Origin of the sequence: Stappia sp. MMSF_3263, assembly GCF_030733745.1 — a bacterium.
In the GTDB taxonomy this organism is placed as follows: Bacteria; Pseudomonadota; Alphaproteobacteria; order Rhizobiales; family Stappiaceae; genus Stappia.
Genome location: NZ_JASHIK010000019.1, coordinates 65,312 through 86,083, shown reverse-complemented (window position 1 = coordinate 86,083; position 20,772 = coordinate 65,312). Strand labels below are relative to the sequence as shown.

At 66.6% G+C, this 20,772-nt stretch carries 14 protein-coding genes; 3 read left to right on the top strand and 11 right to left on the bottom strand.

The window, feature by feature from the left end; all coding sequences use genetic code 11:
* Both RBB46_RS18420 and RBB46_RS18415 read left to right on the top strand, forming a co-directional pair.
* Window positions 1-495, top strand: coding sequence for a thioesterase family protein (locus RBB46_RS18420; protein ID WP_306030485.1), 495 nt, complete (start codon window positions 1-3; stop codon window positions 493-495).
* A gap of 30 nt (window positions 496-525) precedes the next feature.
* On the top strand, window positions 526-2,169 hold the full coding sequence (locus RBB46_RS18415; RefSeq protein ID WP_306030484.1) for a chloride channel protein: 1,644 nt from the start codon (window positions 526-528) through the stop codon (window positions 2,167-2,169).
* Between the two features lie 19 nt (window positions 2,170-2,188).
* On the opposite strand, the gene RBB46_RS18410 is transcribed toward RBB46_RS18415, so the two are convergent.
* Entirely contained in the window at window positions 2,189-4,003 is a 1,815-nt protein-coding gene (locus RBB46_RS18410; protein WP_306030483.1) for an aminopeptidase P family protein, read from the bottom strand.
* A 266-nt stretch (window positions 4,004-4,269) separates the two neighbouring features.
* Here RBB46_RS18410 and RBB46_RS18405 point away from each other — a divergent pair, with 266 nt between their 5' ends.
* Complete coding sequence (locus tag RBB46_RS18405) at window positions 4,270-4,494, top strand: hypothetical protein (protein ID WP_306030506.1); 225 nt, start codon at window positions 4,270-4,272, stop codon at window positions 4,492-4,494.
* A 102-nt stretch (window positions 4,495-4,596) separates the two neighbouring features.
* On the opposite strand, the gene RBB46_RS18400 is transcribed toward RBB46_RS18405, so the two are convergent.
* The 10 genes from RBB46_RS18400 to RBB46_RS18355 form a co-directional block, all read right to left on the bottom strand.
* Window positions 4,597-5,487 (bottom strand): 50S ribosomal protein L11 methyltransferase, encoded by an 891-nt coding sequence (locus RBB46_RS18400; RefSeq protein ID WP_306030482.1) that lies wholly within the window; start codon window positions 5,485-5,487, stop codon window positions 4,597-4,599.
* A gap of 100 nt (window positions 5,488-5,587) precedes the next feature.
* Window positions 5,588-7,390 carry a sodium:proton antiporter gene (locus tag RBB46_RS18395; RefSeq protein ID WP_306030481.1) on the bottom strand — a complete coding sequence of 601 codons (1,803 nt, stop codon included), beginning with the start codon at window positions 7,388-7,390 and terminating at the stop codon, window positions 5,588-5,590.
* Window positions 7,391-7,473: 83 nt separating this feature from the next.
* Complete coding sequence (locus RBB46_RS18390) at window positions 7,474-9,912, bottom strand: ATP-dependent helicase (RefSeq protein ID WP_306030480.1); 2,439 nt, start codon at window positions 9,910-9,912, stop codon at window positions 7,474-7,476.
* 137 nt (window positions 9,913-10,049) lie between these two features.
* Window positions 10,050-12,218, bottom strand: a complete 2,169-nt coding sequence (ligA, locus tag RBB46_RS18385; protein ID WP_306030479.1) for an NAD-dependent DNA ligase LigA — start codon at window positions 12,216-12,218, stop codon at window positions 10,050-10,052.
* Window positions 12,219-12,406: 188 nt separating this feature from the next.
* Window positions 12,407-14,080 (bottom strand): DNA repair protein RecN, encoded by a 1,674-nt coding sequence (recN, locus tag RBB46_RS18380; RefSeq protein ID WP_306030478.1) that lies wholly within the window; start codon window positions 14,078-14,080, stop codon window positions 12,407-12,409.
* A gap of 163 nt (window positions 14,081-14,243) precedes the next feature.
* Window positions 14,244-15,107, bottom strand: coding sequence for an outer membrane protein assembly factor BamD (locus tag RBB46_RS18375; protein ID WP_306030477.1), 864 nt, complete (start codon window positions 15,105-15,107; stop codon window positions 14,244-14,246).
* Window positions 15,108-15,397: 290 nt separating this feature from the next.
* The gene (gene lpxC / locus RBB46_RS18370; protein ID WP_306030476.1) at window positions 15,398-16,348 is read right to left on the bottom strand and encodes a UDP-3-O-acyl-N-acetylglucosamine deacetylase; all 951 of its coding nucleotides are present in this window, start codon (window positions 16,346-16,348) and stop codon (window positions 15,398-15,400) included.
* A 303-nt stretch (window positions 16,349-16,651) separates the two neighbouring features.
* Entirely contained in the window at window positions 16,652-18,454 is a 1,803-nt protein-coding gene (gene ftsZ / locus RBB46_RS18365; protein ID WP_306030475.1) for a cell division protein FtsZ, read from the bottom strand.
* A gap of 109 nt (window positions 18,455-18,563) precedes the next feature.
* A complete protein-coding gene (gene ftsA / locus RBB46_RS18360) occupies window positions 18,564-19,886 on the bottom strand; it encodes a cell division protein FtsA (RefSeq protein WP_306030474.1) in 1,323 nt (440 codons plus the stop codon).
* Window positions 19,883-20,764: a cell division protein FtsQ/DivIB gene (locus RBB46_RS18355; protein ID WP_306030473.1), complete on the bottom strand. Its 882-nt coding sequence runs from the start codon at window positions 20,762-20,764 to the stop codon at window positions 19,883-19,885. Before RBB46_RS18355 ends, ftsA begins: the two co-directional genes overlap by 4 nt.
* Between the last annotated feature and the right edge of the window lie 8 nt (window positions 20,765-20,772).

The window sequence follows — 20,772 nt, the reverse complement described above, 5'->3', positions numbered from 1 at the left end:
ATGTCCCCGACTGCGCAAGCCAATGCCCCGTTTCACGGCTCCATTCAGACCGTTCGCACCGATTGGCTCGACTATAACGGCCATCTGAACATGGCCTACTACAATGTTCTCTTCGACACCTGTCTCGACGAGGCCTTCATCCATCTGGGCCTTGGCCCGGACTATGCGCGCCGGAACAAGGCCTCCTTTTTCACCGCCGAGACCCACCTGTGCTACCTGCGCGAACTGAACGGGGGAGATCGCGTCCGGGCAACCGTGCAACTCGTTGATTTCGACGGGAAACGGGCGCATCTCTATCAGGAGCTCTTTCACGCCGACGAAGGTTTCCTCTCGGCGACCTCGGAGCAGGTCTCGCTGCATGTCGATCTCAAGGCGCGCAAGGTGGCGCCCTGGCCCGAGGATGTGTTGCAACGCCTGCAGGACATGAAGGATGCCCATGCCGTGCTCGGCCGCCCGGAAAGGGCCGGTCGAAGCATATCCATCAACAGGCGCTGACCGGAAACGGACGACAGCGCGGCGACAGCGATGACCGGCCTTTACACCCAGCTGCGGCGGCTGCCGGAAATAGCAGCGCGCTGGATCGAGCCCAACGTGCGGCTGTTCCGCACGACGCGGCTTCCGCTCGTCTGGGGACTGGCGATCGTGATCGGTCTGCTGACGGCCATCGCCGCGATCCTGTTCCGCCTTGCCATCGGCGTCATCCAGTGGACGTGGCTAGGCACGACGGCCGAGACCGTGGTGACGGCCGCCGCGCATGTGCCCTGGTGGACGATCCTGCTGGCCCCGGCCGTCGGCGGCCTTTTCGTCGGTATCTATCTGGAAAGGCTCCAGGCGAAGCAACGCGCCGGCGGTGTCGCGGACGTGATCGAGGCGCGCGCACAAGGGGGCCGCGGCCTGCCCTTCTGGTCCGGCATTTCCTCGGCCTTCATCACGACCGTGTCGCTCGGCTGCGGCGCCAGCGCCGGCCGCGAGGGACCGGTCGTGCATCTGGGCGCGACCATCGGCACGGCAATCTGCCAGACCTTCCGCCTGCCCGACGCCTCACGCCGCATCCTGCTGGCCTGCGGCGTCGCCAGCGCCGTCTCCGCCTCGTTCAACGCGCCCATCGCCGGGGTTCTCTTCGCCCATGAAGTGATCCTCGGGCATTACGCGATGACCGCCTTCGTTCCCATCGTCATCGCCTCGGTGCTCGGCACCCTGCTGTCGCGCGCCTGGTTCGGCGACGTCGCCGCCTTCGTCATTCCCGACTACCAGATCACCTCGACGCTGGAGATCCCGGCCTTTGCCCTGCTCGGGCTGACCTGCGCGGCGGTTGCCGTCATCTTCCAGTTCGCGCTGATCGGCACCGACTGGATGGCGCGCAACGTCACCATGCCGCTCTGGCTGCGCCCCGTGGTGGGCGGACTTGCCGTCGGGGCCATCGGCATCGTCTTTCCCGAAGTGCTCGGCGTTGGCTACGAGGCGACAGATTCCGCCCTCAAGCAGCAATTGCCCCTGACGACGATGCTGATCCTGCTTGTCGCCAAGACAGCGGCCACCTCGATCACGCTCGCCTCGCGTTTTGGCGGCGGCATTTTCTCCCCCGCCCTCTATCTCGGCGCGATGACCGGCGGCGCCTTCGGCCTGATCGCCGCCTCGGTGTTTCCCGAGCTCGCCTCCTCGCACGGGCTCTACGCCATCCTCGGCATGGGCGCGGTGGCGGCCGCCGTCCTCGGCGCCCCCTTCTCCACGACGATGATCGTGTTCGAGCTCACCGGCGGCTATGCGCTTTCCATTGCCCTGCTGATCGCCGTTTCCATCGCCACCGGCCTGACCCAGGCGGTGCACGGCCGCTCCTACTTCCACTGGCAGCTGGAGATGCGCGGCGTCATGCTGCAGGAAGGCGCGCACAAATGGCTGGTGCGCATCGTCCATGTCTCGGATTTCGTCGAGCGGCTGGCCGAGGACGAGGAACACCAGCCTTTCGACACGGAGGCGGGCGCACCCTACCTGACGCTTGGCGACACGCTGGAGACGGCCTTGCGCGTCTTCGACGAAAGCGGCACCAACCGCCTGCCGGTCATCGACCGGGCGCGCCCAGACGAGGTGATCGGCCATGCCAGCCACGTCCGGGCGCTGCGTTTCTTCAACGCCGCACTGATCAACAATCAGGTCGAGGAACACCGCTAGGGCGCAGCGGCCCCGCGCCTCACAGCGGTGCGGTCGCCCGTTCGAGCCAGGCGCCTGTCTCTGCGTCGACCAGCGGCCCGATCTCCGCCTGAACGCGCGCGTGATAGGCGTCGAGCCAGGCCCGCTCCTCGGTGCTCAGCATTTCCACGAGAACCAGACGGCGGTCGATCGGCGCCAGGGTCAGCGGAGTGAAGCCGAGCATCGGCCGCTCGCCCCCCTCGATCTGCGTGGCCGGCGTCACCAGTTCGAGGTTCTCGATGCGGATGCCGTGGCCGCCATCGCGATAGTAGCCCGGCTCGTTGGAGACGATCATGCCCGGTTCCAGCGCGACATGACCGGTCTTGGCGATGCGCTGCGGTCCTTCGTGAACGGAGAGATAGGAGCCGACCCCGTGGCCGGTGCCGTGGTCGAAATCGAGCCCCGCCTTCCACAGCGCGATACGCGCAAGCGCATCGATCTGGGCACCACTGGTGCCAACGGGAAAGCGCGCCGTGGCAATCGCGATATGCCCTTTCAGGACCAGCGTGAAATGCCGCTTCTGCTCTTCCGGAACGGTGCCGACCGCAAGGGTTCGCGTGATATCGGTGGTGCCGTCTTCGTACTGGCCGCCGGAATCGATGAGGAACAGGCTGTCGGCGGGGATTGTCAGGTTGCTGCGCCGATCGACACGATAGTGGCAGATCGCGGCGTTGGGGCCGGCCGCCGAGATGCTGTCGAAGGAGATCTCCTTCAGCTTGCCGGTTTCCGCGCGGAAGGCCTCCAGCCGCTCGGCGACGCCGATCTCGTCAAGCGGGCCTGCATCCACGGCCGCATCGAACCAGGCCAGAAACCGGGCGAAGGCAGCGCCGTCGCGCAGGTGCGCGGCACGTGCCCCGGCGATCTCGGCGGCATTCTTGACCGCCTTGGCCCGGGTGATCGGGTCCGCCCCGTGCCGCACCGTGCCGCCGGCTTCGCTGACGGCTGCGGCAAGGGCTGCTCCGGCCCAGTCGGGATCGAGCATGACGGTGGCGCCATCGCGCCCCAGCGCGGCGAGCGCGGGCAGCAGGTCCGCCGGACCGCGGATCTCGGCAAGCGAGGCCAGATGGTCGCGCGAGCTGTTTGTCAGCTTGCGGTCGTCGATGAAGACCTGCGGCATACCGCTGGCCGGCAGCAGCGCGAAGGACAGCGGCAGCGGGGTGTGCGAAACGTCGCTGCCACGGATGTTGAAGAGCCAGGCGATCGAATCCGGCTGCGTCAGCACGAAGGCATCCGCCTTCGCCTTGGCCACAGCCGCTGCCATGCGGGCGATCTTCGAAGGCGCCGCCTCGCCGGCAAAATCATCGGAATGGACCGAGACCGGGCCGAGCGGCGCGGCCGGCCGGTCGTGCCGGACCGCATCGACCGGATTGACCTCCACTGCAACGAGCTCCGCGCCGGCGGAAGCACAGGCCTCGGCAAGCCGGCGCGCGCCGTTGATCGTGTGCAGCATCGGGTCATAGCCGAGCTTCTGTCCCGCCTTCAGCTCTGCCGCCAGCCAGTCCGAGGGCGGGGTCTCGATCAGGTGCTGCGGCTGGAACACGTCCGTGTTCACCTGCTCCCGCACCTGGATGGTGTAGCGACCGTCGACGAAGATCGCCGCCTTTTCAGCCAGCACCACGGCCATGCCGGCCGAACCGGCAAAGCCGGTGAGCCATTCGAGCCGCGCATCCGAGGGCGGCACATATTCTCCCTGATGCGCATCGGCACGCGGGACAAGGAACCCGTCGAGGCCGAGGCGGAGAAGCTCTTGCCGCAGGGCCGCGCAACGCGCGGGGCCGACGGACGGGTCGATGACATTGTCGAAGCTCTGGAACATGGCGAAACGCTACCGCCAAACGCGGTCCGGCGAAAGGGCATTGCAGCGGCCGGCCCCGGCTTCTGCACACGCAACGGGCAATCAGCGCTTCGCAATGCGGCAATTGCTCCGCTGCATTGCAATATTATGAATTCGCACATGCAGCATTCGCAGCGCTGCCATGCACTTATCGGACTTTTCGCATGGCTCGCTCACCCCCATACTCTGTCTTGAGAGTTTGAGGGAGGAAGCTCTTTTAGAGAGACCTCGAACCGGAGATAAAGATCATGGCCATTGCCACCACGACCACCACTGCCATTGCCGGCGCTTCCCGCAACGGCTCCAAGGGCCTCTTCCGCAAGGCCATCGACTCGATGGTCGCAGCGCGTGAGCGTCAGGCCCGCCGTTACGTCAACGGCTACCTCCTCTCGCTCGACGACGCGACGCTTGCCGCCTACGGCTACGACCGCGCCGAGCTGGAGCGTCAGGGATCGCTGACCGCCGCGTTCTGATCAAGAACCGGCACAGCACGACAAAACACGGGCCTGGCGGATCGCCGGGCCCGTTTTCGTTTCAGGACTGGCTTGTGATCGCGGGGAAGGCTCTTGCGAGCCTCAAGGCTCGCGGCGCCCGCGCACAAGCGTCAGCGTCAGCCAGCCGTCGCGATTCTGCCTGCGGGCCAGATGGAAGCCCTGCGCTCCATAGGCGAACAGGATGCGCGGACCGTCCTCGACACGCAGCCCCGACAGGATGAGGGTCGCCGCCGGCGTCATCCGGCGCGCAAGGCCCGCAGCCATACGCATCAGGGGACGCGCGAGAATGTTCGCCACCACAAGGTCGAACGGCCCTTCCTCGGCGAAGATCCGGTGGTCGACGCCCGCCGCCGTTGCCGTTCGCAGCAAGCTGCCGGCGAGATTGTGGCGGGCATTCGCCTCCGCCGTGCGGGTCGCGACCGGGTCGATGTCGGTTGCCAGCACCGGCTGGCGCGAAAGCAGCGCCATCGCGATGGCAAGCACGCCTGTGCCGGTCCCAAGGTCGAGCATCCGTTTGTAGCGGCGGCGCGAAAGCAACCGGTCGATCTCGATCAGACAGCCCGCGGTCGTGCCATGATGGCCGGTACCGAAGGCAAGAGCCGCCTCGATCTCGATCGGAATGCCATTTACCGGGCGCTTCGTCCGGTCATGGTTGCCATGCACGAAGAACCGCCCCGCCGACACCGGGGAGAGGCCTTCCAGGCTCTTTTCCACCCAGTTGATGTCCTCCAGCAAGACGGCCTCGACCGGCGCCGCGAAGGCATCCGCCCCCAGCCTGTCGCGGACAAGGGCAGCAGCCTCTGCCTCGCTCATGTCGAACAGCAGGATCTCGGCCGTCCACTCGCGCCCGTCGGCGGAGGATTCGAACACCGTCACCGGGTTGCCGTCGTCCTCGAAGTCGCGCACCAGCAATTCATAGATGCGCTTGGCCTCGATCTCGAGGGCGGTGATGCGGACACGAATGGTGGACATGGTCTCTTCCGGCTGGACGCGATGGCCTGCCTAATAGCCCTGCCGATGCCGCGTCGCAATGGCCAACCGCCCGCCGACGGCCCGCGACGGCCGGCCGCTATCAGTTGCCCGCCTTTTCCGGCGGCAGCAGGCTGACGATCGTGTCGCCGACACGCAAGGCCTCGTTCCTCGCCCCGCCGTCGGGGCGCAACTTTCCGCCCGAGGTGATGACGAGCAGCGTGACCGCATCGGCCGGCCGGTCGGCGGCATGGGCTTCGCGGTCATATTCCTTGCTGAGCGTGGTTGCTGAGATACGCCAGTTGCCCGCGACCCTGGCGTCGAGCGCATGGATGCCGCCGGCGCTGCCCAGGAACGGACGCCCTCCAAGCGTCACCATGAGCTGACGGCTTTCCGGCGTCTCGTCCTTGTCGCGCCCGATCTGCAGCACGTTGGAGCGCCCGATCTCGGGGCCGAAATTCGTGCAAATCAGCGCGTTGTAGTCGTCGTTGTCGGTCGCCGCGAGGAGATGGCTGTAGGAGGTCAGTGAGATCGTGTGTTCCGCCACTTCCGAGAGGATCTCGCCATAATGCGTGTCGATGCCCGCCTGTCGCGCCAGCCGCAGCCGTGCCCAGTTGCGATCCGAGATCATCACCGGAATGTCGCGCTCCTTCAGCTTGGCCGCCAGCGCCACGGTGAAACGGCCCGAGCCGACGATTATCAGCCCTGCATCGCCGCCGCTGGAAAGCCCCAACACCCGGGCCAGCGGGGCAATCGAGAAGCCATGCGCGACCACCGTCGCCACCACCACCGCGAAGGCGAGCGGGACGAGGCGCTCGCCATCGGCGATGCCGCGCGAGGCAAGGAGACCGGCAAAGAGACCCGACACCGCGACGGCGACCACCCCGCGTGGCGCGATCCAGCCGACCAGCAGCCGCTCCTTCAAGGTAAGACCGGCACCGATGGTCGACAGCCAGATCGACAGCGGGCGCACCACCAGAAGAAGGACGAGCACGAAGGCCAATGTCCTGAGGTCAAGCGCCGATATCAGCGCCGCCGGCTCCAGCGATGCGGTGAGAATGATGAAGACCCCCGAGACGAGCAGGATCGTCATGGTTTCCTTGAAGCGCTTCACCTCCCCCAGCGAGGCAATGCGCGAGTTGCCAAGCGCAAGCCCCAGCATGGTCACCGTCAGCAGGCCGCTCTCCTCCAGCACCGCGTTGGACAGCGCGTAGGTGACCAGAACGACCGTGAGAATGACCGGGATTTTCAGGAACTCCGGCACGTGGCCATGGACGAAGGCGCGCACCAGCGCACGGCCCGCGAACCACCCGCCCCCAAGACCGATGACAAGCGCGGCGATCACCCGCAAGGCCAGCGCATCCGCCGCGTGATGGCCGGAGGAGACCAGGAATATCTCGTAGACGAAGACCGCAAGCAGCGCCCCGACAGGATCCGCCAGGATCGCCTCCCAGCGCAGGATCGCCGCCGGGCGCCGGGTCAGCTTCGCCTGTCGCAGCAGCGGTATGATCACTGTCGGGCCGGTGACCACGAGGATGCCGGCGAAGATCAGGGCCGGCCAGAGACTGAGCTCGGCAACGTAGAAGGCGTTGACCGCACCCAGCACGAAGGCGATCGGCGCACCGACAAAGACGATCCGGCGCACCGCCTTGGCGCTTTCCGATATCTGGTGGAAATTCAGCGTCAGGCCGCCTTCGAAGAGGATGATCGCCACGGCGACCGCGATCAGCGGCTGCACGATGCCCGCGAACTGCACGTCCGGCTGTACCAGTCCCGTCACCGGCCCGGCGAGCACGCCCGCCGCCAGCAGAAGCACGATCGCCGGCAACTGAAAGCGCCAGGCGAGCCACTGCGCGGCAACGCCCGCAACGGCGATCAGGGCAATGGCGGTGACGACGGAATGCATGTGGCGAACTCCCGCAGCGCGTCAGTCAACTGGCCGATATCGCGGGATGTCCGCAATGCGACGGCGGCCGGCACCAGACGCCGTCAATGGCGCTCGACGAAGCTGTCGAGCACCTTCTTGCGGCCGGCCTTGTCGAACTGGATCGTCAGCTTGTTGCCCTCGATGGCAACGATCTCGCCGTAACCGAACTTCAGGTGGAAGACGCGCTCGCCCATGGCATAGGCCGACGGCTCGTCCGCCACGGAGCGAGCGACAAGTTCCCCCTCGATGGTTCGCGGTCCGCCCCGCGCCCGCTCATTCCCCATGCGTCCGGCAAAGCCGCCCGTGTCCGCCCCCTGCGCCTGCGCCTTCTGCGCCCGCTGCCAGCCCGGCGTCGAATAGCTCGACTTGAACGGATCGCGCGTATCGAAGCGGCTGGCGCCGTATCCGCCCCCGCCATAGCCCCCGTAGCTGTTCGACTGTTCGATCACGTCGACATGATCGGCCGGCAACTCGTCGAGGAAGCGGGAGGGGATCGAGCTCTGCCACATGCCATGGATACGCCGGTTGGAGGCAAACCAGATCTTGGCCCGCCGACGCGCCCGCGTGACGCCCACATAGGCAAGCCGGCGCTCTTCCTCCAGCCCGGCACGCCCGCTCTCGTCCAGCGCACGCTGGTGCGGGAAAAGCCCCTCCTCCCAACCGGGCAGGAACACCGTGTCGAACTCCAGCCCCTTGGCCGAATGCAGCGTCATGATGGAGACGGCCTCGTTCGAGCCTTGCGCGTCCCGATCCATGACCAGCGCGACATGCTCCAGGAAACCGGGCAGCGATTCGAACTCGTCCATCGAACGGACCAGTTCCTTGAGGTTGTCGAGCCGGCCCGGCGCCTCGGCCGAACGGTCGTTGCGCCACATCTCCGTGTAGCCGCTTTCATCGAGCACGATCTCGGCAAGCTCGGTATGCGACATGGTCGGCATCAGGTCCCGCCAGCGGTCGAACTCGGCAAGCAGCATGCGCAGGGCCGTGCGGGCCTTCGGCTTCAGTTCTTCGGTCTGGCAGATGTCGGAGGCCGACTGCATCAGGGGAATGCGGTTCGCCCGCGCATAGGCGTGAACGATCTTCAGGCTGGCCTCGCCCAGCCCCCGCTTCGGCGTGTTGACGATGCGCTCGAAGGCGAGATCGTCGGCCGGCTGCACGATGCAGCGGAAATAGGCCATCGCATCGCGGATCTCCATGCGCTCGTAGAAGCGCGGTCCGCCGATGACCCGGTAGTTGACGCCAAGCGTCACGAACCGGTCCTCGAACTCGCGCATCTGGAACGAGGCGCGCACCAGGATCGCCATCGTGTCGAGACCGTGGCCCTTGGCCTGCAGCGCCTCGATCTCGTCGCCGATGGCGCGCGCCTCCTCCTCCGAGTCCCAGGCTGCCGCCACCGAGACGCGGACATCCTCTTCCTCGTCGTCCACCACGTCCGTGAACAGCGTCTTGCCGAGCCGGCCTTCATTGTGGGCGATGAGGTGCGAGGCGGTTGCCAGGATGTGGCTGGTGGAGCGGTAATTGCGCTCCAGCCGGATCACCTTGGCACCGGGGAAGTCGTGGTCGAAGCGCAGGATGTTGTCGACCTCGGCACCGCGCCAGCCATAGATCGACTGGTCGTCATCGCCAACACAGCAGATATTCGCGTTGCCCTGGGCCAGCAGGCGCAGGAACAGGTACTGGGCGATATTGGTGTCCTGGTACTCGTCGACCAGCATGAACCGGAAGCGGCGCTGATAGTCCGCCAGAACGTCCGGATTGTCTCGGAACAGCGTGATGACATGGAGAAGCAGGTCGCCGAAATCGGCGGCATTGAGGATCGACAGCCGCTCCTGGTACTGCTCGTAGAGCGAGCGGCCCTTGCCGTTGCCAAAGGAGCGCGCCTCGCCTTCCGGCACCTGGGCGGGCGTCAGGCCACGGTTCTTCCAGCCATCCAACTGGCTGGCGAAGGCACGTGCCGTCCAGCGCTTGTCGTCCAGCCCCTCTGCCTGGATGATCTGCTTGATCAGGCGGATCTGGTCGTCGGTGTCGAGGATCGAGAAGCCGGACTTCAGGCCGACAAGCTCCGCGTGGCGGCGCAGGATCTTGACGCAGATCGAATGAAACGTGCCGAGCCAGGGCATGCCTTCCGCGCTGTCGCCGATCAGCCGCTCGATCCGCTCCTTCATCTCCCGCGCAGCCTTGTTGGTGAAGGTCACCGACAGGATCTGCCCCGGGAAGGCGCGCCGCGTTGCCAGGATATGGCCAATGCGGGTGGTCAGCACCCGGGTCTTGCCGGTGCCGGCACCCGCCAGCACCAGGACCGGCCCGTCCAGGGACTCCACCGCCTCACGCTGTTCGGGGTTCAGACCCTCGAGATAGGAGACATTCGCCGACGGCCGCGCGAGTCCTGCCTGGGCCCGGGCAGCGATGCCGCTGCCGCCTGCCGGCCGCACGGGCACCGGTTCTCCGTGACCTGAGGCATGGTAGGAGGTGGAGAAGCGCTCGCCATTGGAATCGGGCATTGACTGTCATGTCTCGATGGGTTGGTCGCGATCGGGCCACCGCGAATCTGTTCGCTGTTTGGACCAATATAGCAAGTTTGCCCGAGCTTAGGAGGGGCGGCCGGCCGCAACCCAGCAAAAGCGCCCGAAATCCAGTGTCACCCGCCCGCCATCTCGATCCAGGCATCCTCATCGATGACCTCGATGCCGAGATCGGCAGCCTTCTTCAGCTTGGAACCGGCGCCGGGGCCGGCAATGACAAGGTCGGTCTTCTTCGACACCGAACCGGAGACCTTCGCCCCCATCGCCTCGGCCCGCGCCTTTGCCTCGTCGCGGCTCATCTTCTCCAGGCTGCCGGTGAAGACCAGCGTCTTGCCGGCGACCGGGCTTGCATCGACCTCGACCCGTTCCATCGCCTGCGGCCGGATCTCGTGCATCAAGGCATCCAGCGCCTCGCGATTGTGGCTCTCGGCGAAGAACTCGACCACCGCGCGCGCCACCGTCTCGCCGATGCCGTCGATGTCCATCAGTTCGGCCCATGCATCCGAGCCGGAATCAGACGCCGCAAGCATCGCTGCCTGGAAGCTTTCCCAATCAAGATAGTGGCGGGCGAGCAGCTTGGCATTGCCCTCGCCCACATGCCGGATGCCGAGCGCGTAGATCACCCGGTTGAGCGGCACCTCCCGTCGCGCCTCGATCGCGGCGAAGAGATTGGCCGCGCTCGTCTCGCCCCAGCCATCGCGATTCTTCAGCTTGATCAGCGGCGAGGCGGCGTCGCGATCCTCCAGCGTAAAGATGTCGGCAGGCTGGCGAATGCCTCCCTCCTCCATCGGCAGGTCGAAGAAGAACTCGACCTGCTTGTCGCCGAGCCCCTCGATGTCGAAGGCAAGGCGCGAGACGAAATGCTTCAGCTTTTCCTTGGCCTGTGCCGGGCAGACCAGCCCGCCGGTGCAGCGGCGCACCGCGTCGATCCGCCCGCTCGCCGGGTTCGTGTCGCGTACCGCATGGCTGCCGCAGGCCGGACAGACGGTCGGGAACGCGAAAGGTTCGGCATCCGCCGGCCGCTTGTCGAGGTCGATATCGACGATCTGCGGGATGACGTCGCCGGCCCGCTGGATCTGCACCGTATCGCCGACGCGGATCTCCTTGCCGCCGCGGATCGGCTCGCCATCCTGACCGATGCCCTTGATGTAGTCCTCGTTGTGCAGCGTCGCGTTGGAAACGACGACACCGCCGACGGTCACCGGTTCAAGCTTGGCGACCGGCGTCAGCGCGCCGGTGCGCCCGACCTGGATCTCTATGTCCCGCAGCACCGTAAAGGCCTTCTCGGCCGGGAACTTGTGGGCGATGGCCCAGCGAGGCGCGCGCGAGACATAGCCAAGCCGGGCCTGCAGGTCGAGCCGGTCGACCTTGTAGACCATGCCGTCGATGTCGTAACCGAGCAGAGCCCGCTCCTCCTCGATGCCGTGATAGGCCTCAAGGATCTCCTTCACGGTCTCGCAGCGCCGCATCCGGTCGTTGACGGTGAAGCCCCAGGTCCCCAGCGTCTGGACCATCTCGTATTGCGTGTCCGCGGGCATGGCGCTCATCTCGCCCCAGGCATAGGCGAAGAAGCGCAAGGGTCGCGAGCGCGTCACCTCCGGGTTGAGCTGGCGCAGCGACCCGGCGGCCGCATTGCGCGGATTGGCGAAGACCTTGCCGCCCTGGGCCTCCATGCGGGCGTTGAGGGTGCGAAAGTCCTCGTGCCGCATATAGACCTCGCCGCGCACCTCGACGATGTCCGGAGCATCATCCGGCAGGCGCTGTGGAATGTCCTCGATTGTCAGCGCGTTCTGGGTGACGTTTTCGCCGACCGCCCCGTCGCCGCGCGTCGCCGCGCTGACCAGCCGCCGCTTCTCGTAACGCAGCGACAGCGACAGCCCGTCGATCTTCGGTTCGACGGTGACGGCAATCGCCCCCATCAGCGGATCGATCTTCAGGAAACGGCGGATGCGACCAAAGAAGTCGGCAACATCCTCGTCGGAAAAGGCATTGTCCAGCGACAGCATGGGGATCGCATGGGTGACCTTGCCGAACCCCTCCGAGGGGGCACTGCCGACCCGCTGCGAGGGACTGTCGCTGCGCAACAGGCTCGGAAACCGCGCCTCGATCGCATCGTTGCGCCGCTTCAGGGCGTCATACTCGGCATCCGAGATGACCGGCGCATCCTCGCCGTGATAGTGCCGGTCGTGCCCGGCGATCTCCTCGGCGAGCCTTGCCAGTTCGGCGGCAGCCTCCTCCAGCGTCAGGTCTTCGACGGCGCGGGCGGCAAGGTCTGTATCGGACATGGCGGGATCGCAGCTGGTTGGCCGGTTCAGGGTCCTGACCCTGGCGGACCGGCGGTCGGAAGGTTCTCAGGTCCGCTCGCCAGGAGAAAACCCCGGCGGCGACCCGTGCGGAGTATGGAGCGCAACCGCCCTCCGGGAAACCGCAAAGGCAGAATTACCCACCGCCCGGGCCAGGAGCGAGACCGGGATCAGGCCTCCGGCGCGTCGGTCAGCAGCCGGTCGGCGGCGGCGCGCGCCTCGTCGGTGATGGTTGCACCGGCCAGCATGCGCGCGATCTCCTCGCGCCGATGATCGACATCGATGCGCTGCACCCGCGTCGCGACCCGGTCCTCCCCGGCATCCTCCTTGAGGATCAGGAAATGTCCTCCGGCCTTTGCGGCCACCTGCGGGGCATGCGTGACGGTCAGCACCTGCACCTTGCCGGCAAGCCGCGCAAGTCGGTTGCCGATCGCCTCCGCCACGGCACCGCCGACGCCTGTGTCGATCTCGTCAAAAACGAGCGTGGGCGCCGATCCCTTGTCCGCGAGCGATACTTTCAGCGCCAGCAGAAACCGGGACAGCTCGCCGCCCGAAGCAACCTTCATCATCGCCCCGGGCTTCGTTCCCGGGTTGGTCTGCACCCAGAACTCAACCTGGTCGATGCCGTCGCGGCCGCGCTCTTGCGCATCCGTCTCCACCTGCACGATGAACCGCGCCCGCTCCAGTTTCAGGTCCGGCAGTTCCCGCGCCACCGCGCTTTCCAGGGCCGCCCCGGCCTGACGGCGCCGGGCGGACAGCGCCAGCGCCTTCGCGTCGTAGTCGTCCTGTGCCGCCTGAGCCGCCTCGGCGAGGCCGGCAAGCGCCTCCTCGCCGGCATCGAGCGCGGCAAGATCCGCCTCGAAGCGCGCCTTGATGTCGGGCAGGTCATCGACCGCGACCTGATACTTGCGGGCCGCCGCGCGCAGCGCGAAAAGCCGTTCCTCGGTTGCTTCAAGCGCACGCGGGTCGAACTCGGTCTCGCGCACGGCCGCCTCGAGTCCGGCCCTTGCATCCTCCAGCCGGTCCAGTGCCTCGGCAAGGAAACCGACGGGAACCGAAAGGAGTTGCGGCGCCTGTTCCGCCTTGCGCTCCAGCCGCCGCCACAGCGAGGCAATCTCCGAAATCGGCGAGGCAGTCCCGTTCAACGCCTCGAAGGCTTCGCCAAGATCGCCGGCGATCTTCTCCACCTGCATCATCGACTGGCGCGATGCGGCCAGTTCCTCCTCCTCGCCGGCAAGCGGCGCCAGCGTTGCCAGTTCCGTGGCCGAAGCGCGCAGGTAATCCGCCTCGCGGCGCGCGGCCGCGATCCGTTCCTCGTGCTCGGCCAGCGCCTTCGACGCCTTGCGCATCGCGCCATGGGCCGCGTTGACCGCGGCCCGGTCGCCATCGCATTCGCCGAAGGAATCGAGCAGACGCCGGTGCTCGGCCGGATCGGTATAGGCGCGCGCCTCGTTCTGGCCGTGGATCTCGACCAGCAGCCCCCCAGCCTGGCGCAGCAGCGCGACGCTGACAGGAGAATCGTTGATGAAGGCACGGCTGCGGCCGTCCTCGGCCTGTACCCTGCGCAGGATGACGTCGCCGTCCGCCTCCAGGTCGTTGTCGCGCAGCAGCGCGCGCACCGGATGCGCCATGGGGACATCGAAGGCGGCCGTGACCTGCCCTTGCGACTGGCCGTTACGGACAAGCCCGGCGTCGCCGCGCCCACCAAGCGCAAGGCTGAGCGCGTCGAGGAGGATGGATTTGCCTGCACCCGTCTCGCCCGTCAGCACCGACATGCCGGCGCCGAAGGACAGGTCGAGACGGTCGATCAGGACGATATCGCGAATGGCAAGCGCGGCGAGCATGCGAGCGGATGACCGGACCGGGTTGATGCGGCAACGCCGGAAAGCGCGCCGCGCGAGGATGACGCTTCAGATGTAGCCGCAGGAGGCGCCCCGCCGCAACGCCCAGAATGACGAAACCCGCAAGCCGTCCCGCGCCGGGATCATTCCTGCGTCCGGGAAAACGCTACAGCGAGATGCCCTTGAACGCGCGGCTGATCCAGCTGCCGGAATCCTCGTTCGGCGAATAACCGCCGGTCTTCAGCAGGCTGAAGGCGTCCTTGTACCACTGGCTGTCGGGAAAATTGTGCCCGAGCACGGCGGCCGCCGTCTGTGCCTCGTTGACCACGCCCAAGGCGTAATAGGTCTCGACAAGCCGGAACAACGCTTCTTCGATGTGACGGGTGGTCTGGTAGTTGGTGACCACGACCTTGAAACGGTTGATCGCCGCGATCTGGTGATTCCGTTTCAGGTAGAAACGCCCGACTTCCATTTCCTTGCCCGCCAGCTGGTCCTGGGCGACGCGGATCTTGGTGCGGGCATCCTCGGCATACTCGGAGTCCGGATAGCGCTGGATCAGTTCGCCATAGGCGGCGAGCGCCCGCTGGGTCATCTCCTGGTCGCGCGTCACATCCGGGATCTGCTTGTGATAGGACTGGCCGATGATATAGAGCGCATAGGCGCTGTCTTCATTGCCCGGATAGAGCGTCGTGAAGCGCTTGGCCGCCGTGATCGCCTCGGTGTACTTGCCTGTCGAGTAGTTCAGATAGGCGAGATTGATCAGCGACTTGCGGGAATATTCCGAATAGGGGTGAAGCTTGTCCACTTCCTGGAATTTCAACCGCGCATCGCTCAGCTTGCCGTCATTGCGCAGCGCCAGACCTTCGTTGAACAGGACTTCCGGTGGCGTGTCGTTGGTCGCGAAGTCTTCGTCATCGGTCGAGGAACAGGCGCCGAGCACCAGCGCGGCAACGGCAAGCGTGGCAATCGTCGTTCTGCGCAGTCGACCGGAAACCGATCCGTCCGCGTTTGAAATGGGCACTGCCGCCATCACGTAAACTCACTCCTCAACTCGCTCCGGCCGCTGACGCCGCTCCCGTGCCGCACTCCGACACCCTGTCGGGCACTGCCATTCCGGATCACTCGCCCCGACGGTTGACGGGAGCGGAGCAACGCCCCGCCTCGCCCGCCATCAAACCGCGACCAGGCCGTGTTGTAACGGAAAAAACCCGTTCGCGTCACGCCGTGTGAGGGACATTTGTCGCTTTTTTATGGCCAAGAAGGCGAAGTCGCCGCCGCGAACGGAGGAGGCCCGCACCCGGAGCGCCGCAAAGCAGCGGCTCAGGAGGCGCCCTGCGCAACCGCAAGACGCGGCTCGTCGGCGTGAACCGGCGGAGCCGTGCGGTCCGAAGAGCGCTCGACGATCTCGAAGGCATCCTTGCCGGCCTTCTCGAACAGCTCGACCAGAATGGCGTGGTTCATCCGGTGCCCGCCCTTGTAGGAGCGGTAAAGCCCGAGGAACGGAAGTCCGGCAAGCGCCAGGTCGCCGACCGCATCGAGCATCTTGTGGCGGACGAACTCGTCCGACCAGCGCGTGCCTTCCGGGTTGAGGACCTGCCCCTCGGAGATTGCCACCGAGTTCTCGAGCGAAGAGCCGAGGGCAAAGCCCATCGACCACAGCTTCTCCACATCCTGCACCGAACCGAAGGTGCGGGCACGGCAGAGCTCGTTGCGGAAGTTCTCCGCCTCGAGATCGAGAACCATCGACTGGCGGCCGATGACCGCCGCGTCGAAATCGATGGTGACGTCGAAGCGGCATCCGTCGAAGGGGCGCAGCTCGCACCAGGCACTGCCCTGGTCGACGCGCACGGTCTTCTTGATGCGGATATAGCGGCGGGGAGCGGCAAGCTTGCGCAGGCCGACGGAATCGATGGCCGCGACAAAGGCCTCCGAACTGCCGTCCATGATCGGCATTTCCGGCCCGTCCATCTCGATCAGGGCATTGTCGACGCCAAGTCCGCGCAGGGCAGCCATGAGATGTTCGACGGTTGAAACGCCACCGGCCTTCGGATCGCCGAGGACGGTGCAAAGGGCGGTGGCGGAAACGGCGCGCCAATGCGCCGGAAGTTCGACCTCGCGGCCGCTTTCAGGATCCCGGTTGACGAAGACGAAGCCGGTGCCGGCATCGGCGGGATGCAGCGTGACTTCGGCCGGATTGCCGGAATGGACGCCAATTCCCTGCAGAGAGACGGATCCGGCAAGTGTCGTCTGCCGGTCGGAGCCTACTTTCATCACCAGATCGTCCTGTCTGCAATGGCCTTGAAACCCTGACGCGAGCGATGCAGGACCGGAAAATACCCAAGGATCTAGGGTTGCCGGGCGCGGATGCACGATTCGCGCACCTGATCAATCGCAGGCTGACCATACAGGCAGGGCATGAGGGATAAGAAATAAAGCTTTGTTACGATTTGTAACGGTTCATTAAATTTCATGACATTGAAAAATATAGAGAATTTCAGTCAGCCTCCCGACGGCGGGCGATCCGGTGAGGAGCCGGATCGCCCGTTGAGGGAGGGTCGTGAGGACGAGCCCCGGTCAGTTCGCCTGACGACGAAGGAAAGCCGGGATCTCGAGCTGGTCTTCTTCCGACAGGGTACGCGGCTGCGGAGCCGGGCGACCGGTCAGGTCAAGCTGGCCGGCCGCGCCCTGCGCCGCCGGGCGCGGAGCGGCCGGACGCATGGCCGGAGCCTGCTGCTGGGCCGGAGCCTGCTGCCGGACCGGGGCCTGGGCGGGACGCTGCGCCGCCTGGGGCTCGCGCGCCGGAGCGGGAGCGGGCCGCGGGGCCGGGGCGACGGGCTGCTGGGCGCGCGGGGCCTGCACCGGTTCGACACCGGCGGCATGCTCCATTTCCTCGTCCTCGTCGTGACGGCCGAAGCCGCTGGCGAGGCGGCGCAGCAGGCTCATCGGGCGACGCTCGTCGCCGTGATGGTGCTCGTCGTCCTCGACGCGGGTATGCGCCCGCATCTCACGCTGCGCCACCGGCGGAAAATCCTCGATGGAGGGCATCCGCGAAGGCTGCGCAACGCTTTCGGCAACCGGGGGAATATAGGGCTCGACGGCGGGCGCATCGGCGACCGGCTCGGCCAGGTCCGCCTCATCGAGGTCGGCCAGCGGCGCGTCCCCGCCGATCATGCCGGGAGCCGGCGAGAACGGCGCGATCTCCACGTCCGGGTCGGTCGAAGCCTGCACCGGCTCGGGGATCTCGAGTTCCTGCTCGATACGCTCTGCGGCGGCGGCACGCATCGGGGCGGGCGTTCGCGTTGCAGCGATGGCCGGCTTCGGCCGGGCCGCCGGGGCAGGATCGGAGATCGTCTTCAGCCGCTCGGTGAGTTCCGCCATGCGGGCCTCGGCCGGCGAGACGTCCTCGCGCAGTTCCTTGTCGATGCCGGTCGCCACGACCGACACCCGGATGATCCCGTCGAGGCTCTCGTCGAAGGTTGCGCCGAGTATAATGTTGGCATCCGCATCGACTTCCTCGCGAATGCGGGTTGCCGCTTCGTCGAGTTCGAACAGGGTCAGGTCGTTACCGCCGGTGATCGAGATCAGCAGGCCGCGCGCGCCCTTCATCGAGGTCTCGTCGAGCAGCGGATTGGCGATCGCCGCTTCCGCCGCCTGCATCGCGCGCTTGTCGCCCGAGGCCTCGCCGGTGCCCATCATCGCCTTGCCCATGCCGCGCATGATCGAGCGCACATCGGCGAAGTCGAGATTGATCAGGCCTTCCTTGACCATCAGGTCGGTGATGCAGGCCACGCCCGAATAGAGCACCTGGTCGGCCATCGCGAAGGCGTCGGCGAAGGTGGTCTGCGCATTGGCAATGCGGAACAGGTTCTGGTTCGGAATGACGATCAGCGTGTCGACCGCCTTCTGAAGCTCGGTGATGCCGGCTTCGGCGATGCGCATGCGGCGCACGCCCTCGAACTGGAACGGCTTGGTCACAACGCCGACGGTCAGGATGCCCATCTCGCGTGCCGCGCGGGCGATCACCGGAGCAGCGCCGGTACCGGTGCCACCGCCCATGCCAGCGGTGATGAACACCATATGCGAACCAGACAGGTGATCATTGATCTCGTCGATGACCTCCTCGGCCGCCGCCGCGCCGACATCGGGCTGCGAACCGGCGCCAAGGCCCTCGGTCACGGCAACGCCCATCTGGACGACACGCTCGGCGTGATTGCTGGCCAACGCCTGGGCATCGGTGTTGGCCACGACGAAGTCGCAGCCCAGCAGACCGGCCTGGATCATGTTGTTGACGGCGTTGCCACCGGCGCCACCGACGCCGAACACCGTAATTCTTGGCTTCAGTTCCTGAAGATCTGGCATTTTCAAGTTGATGGTCATGGCTTCCTCGCGACCCCTTGAAGGACCCGTTCTGGCTCCTTCACTAATCCTCGTTTCCCTCGTCGTCCGCCGGGAGTGCGCCCGGCGTTTTCCGAGGCAGTTGCCCGCCTCAGAAACTTTCGCGGATCCAGTTGCCGACCCTGGCCAGCGTGCTCGATCCCAATGTCCAACGTGTGCCCGCGCCGCGCGGCTGGAACTGTTCCACCTGTGCGACCTGCGGATAGATCAGCAGGCCGACGGCGGCAGCGAAGGCAGGTCCCTTGGCCGCCTCGGGCAGGCCCGCGACACCGAGCGGGCGTCCGAGCCGTACCTGACGGCCGAGAACCCGGCGCGCGACATCGCTCAGCCCCGTGAGCTGGCTCGCGCCACCGGTCAGAACGATGCGCTTGCCGACCCGTCCGGCGAAGCCGGAGGCGGTCAGCCGGTCGCGCACCAGCTCCATGATTTCCTCGACCCGCGGCACGATCACGCGCGTCAGCATCGAGCGCGGGATCTGGTGCGGCAGGTCGCCGTCGGCATCGACCGGCGGGATCATGATCAGATCGCGGTCATCCGCACCGCTGGGCAGTGCCGATCCCTGCAAGGTCTTGATCCGCTCGGCATCGGCCAGCCGCGTCGACAGCGCCCGCGCGATGTCCATCGTCACGTGGTGACCGCCCACGGCGATCGCGTCCGTGTGAACCATCTGTCCCTCGACAAAGACCGAGAGCGTCGTCGTGCCCCCGCCCATGTCGACGCAGGCGACGCCGAGTTCGGTCTCGTCCTCGACCAGGGTCGAAAGACCACTCGCATAAGGGGTCGCGACCATCGTCTCGACCGCGAGATGGCCGCGATTGATGCAAAGCTCCAGGTTGCGCACCGGCGCCACTTCGGCGGTCACCACCTGCATGTCGACCCCCAGCCGGCGCCCGATCATGCCGCGCGGGTCGCGCATGCCGCGATTGCCGTCGAGCGTGTAGGCGATCGGCAGGGCATGCATGACGGCCCGCCCCTCGGCGACCGTGTGGGCGCTGCCGGCGGAAAGCACCCTTTGGATGTCCGCCTCGCACACCGCATCGGAGGCAAGGCCCACGCTGGCGGTGATGATCTCGGAATGCAGCCGGCCGCATGTGACGTTGGTGATCAGCGATTCCACCGTCAGTCCGGCCATCCGCTCGGCCGCGTCCACCGCCAGGCGGATGGCCTGTTCGGCTGCATCCATGTCGACCACCACGCCCGACTTCAGGCCGCGCGAACGCTGATAGCCATAACCGAGCACCTCGATCGCATGGGTGCGCCCGGGCAGCACGCAATCGTCGTTGCGCGGGCTCAGCTTGGCGATCAGGCAGCAGACCTTGGTCGAGCCGATGTCAAGAACCGACACGACGACCGCACGGCGTCCGGGGAGCGGGCGCATGCGCGGCAGGTAGATCGGGGTTTTCTGGCGGCTCATGCGTCGCCTCCCGACCGTCGCGTCTTGCTGCGTGTCTTCATCTCGGCCTTGCGGCGCAGGGCCGCCTCGTCCGTCAGCCGCACGACCACCCTGTCAGGGAGCCGGATGTCGACGACGGTGATGTCCCGGGTCAAAAGGCCCGTCTCGTTGTCCATGCGCATCACATCGTCCAGCGCGCGCGCCACATCATGTTCCGGCAGGCGCACGGTGATGCCGTTCTCCAGCAGCAGGTCCCAGCGGCGGTCCGACACCAGTCGGGCGGCCCGCACCCGCGAACGCAGTTCCGGCACGGCGCCGAGCGCGTCGAGGACTTCCGCCCCGCGATGCTGCGCGCCGTGGCCGACCAGCATCAGCAGGTTGGCGTAACGCCCGTCGACATCGTCGCTGATCACCTGCCCCTTGGCGTCGATCACAGACAGGCTGTCGCCGCGCTGCCAGAGCGCGAAGGCGTCGCGCTCGTCGATGCTGACCTGAAGCGTTCCCGGATAGAGCTTCTGCACCGAAACCGTCTCGATCCACGGAATCCGCGAAAGCCGCTCGCGCGCCGCCGCGGCATCGAACAGCGCCAGCGACGTCCCCGCCTGGATTTCCAGCGCCTCGAGAATTTCGAACTCGGTGGTTTCCTTCTGGCCGGAAAGTTTGACGGCCGCGATCTCGAATCCGGCCGCCGACGTCAGTGATTCGCTTACCGTGCGCGCGTAGCCGCCCACAACCAGAGCGTAAAAAACCGTTGCCGAGAGAAAGGCCAGCGCCCCGGCCGTGCCCGTCCACTCGGGCAGGTCCTGCAGAAAGCCGGCGGCGCGCCACAGGGGACGCCGATGCAATCGGGGCACGCCGCGACCGCGCGGCGCGAGCGCCGCCTCGATCGGCAGGACCATGTCCTCAC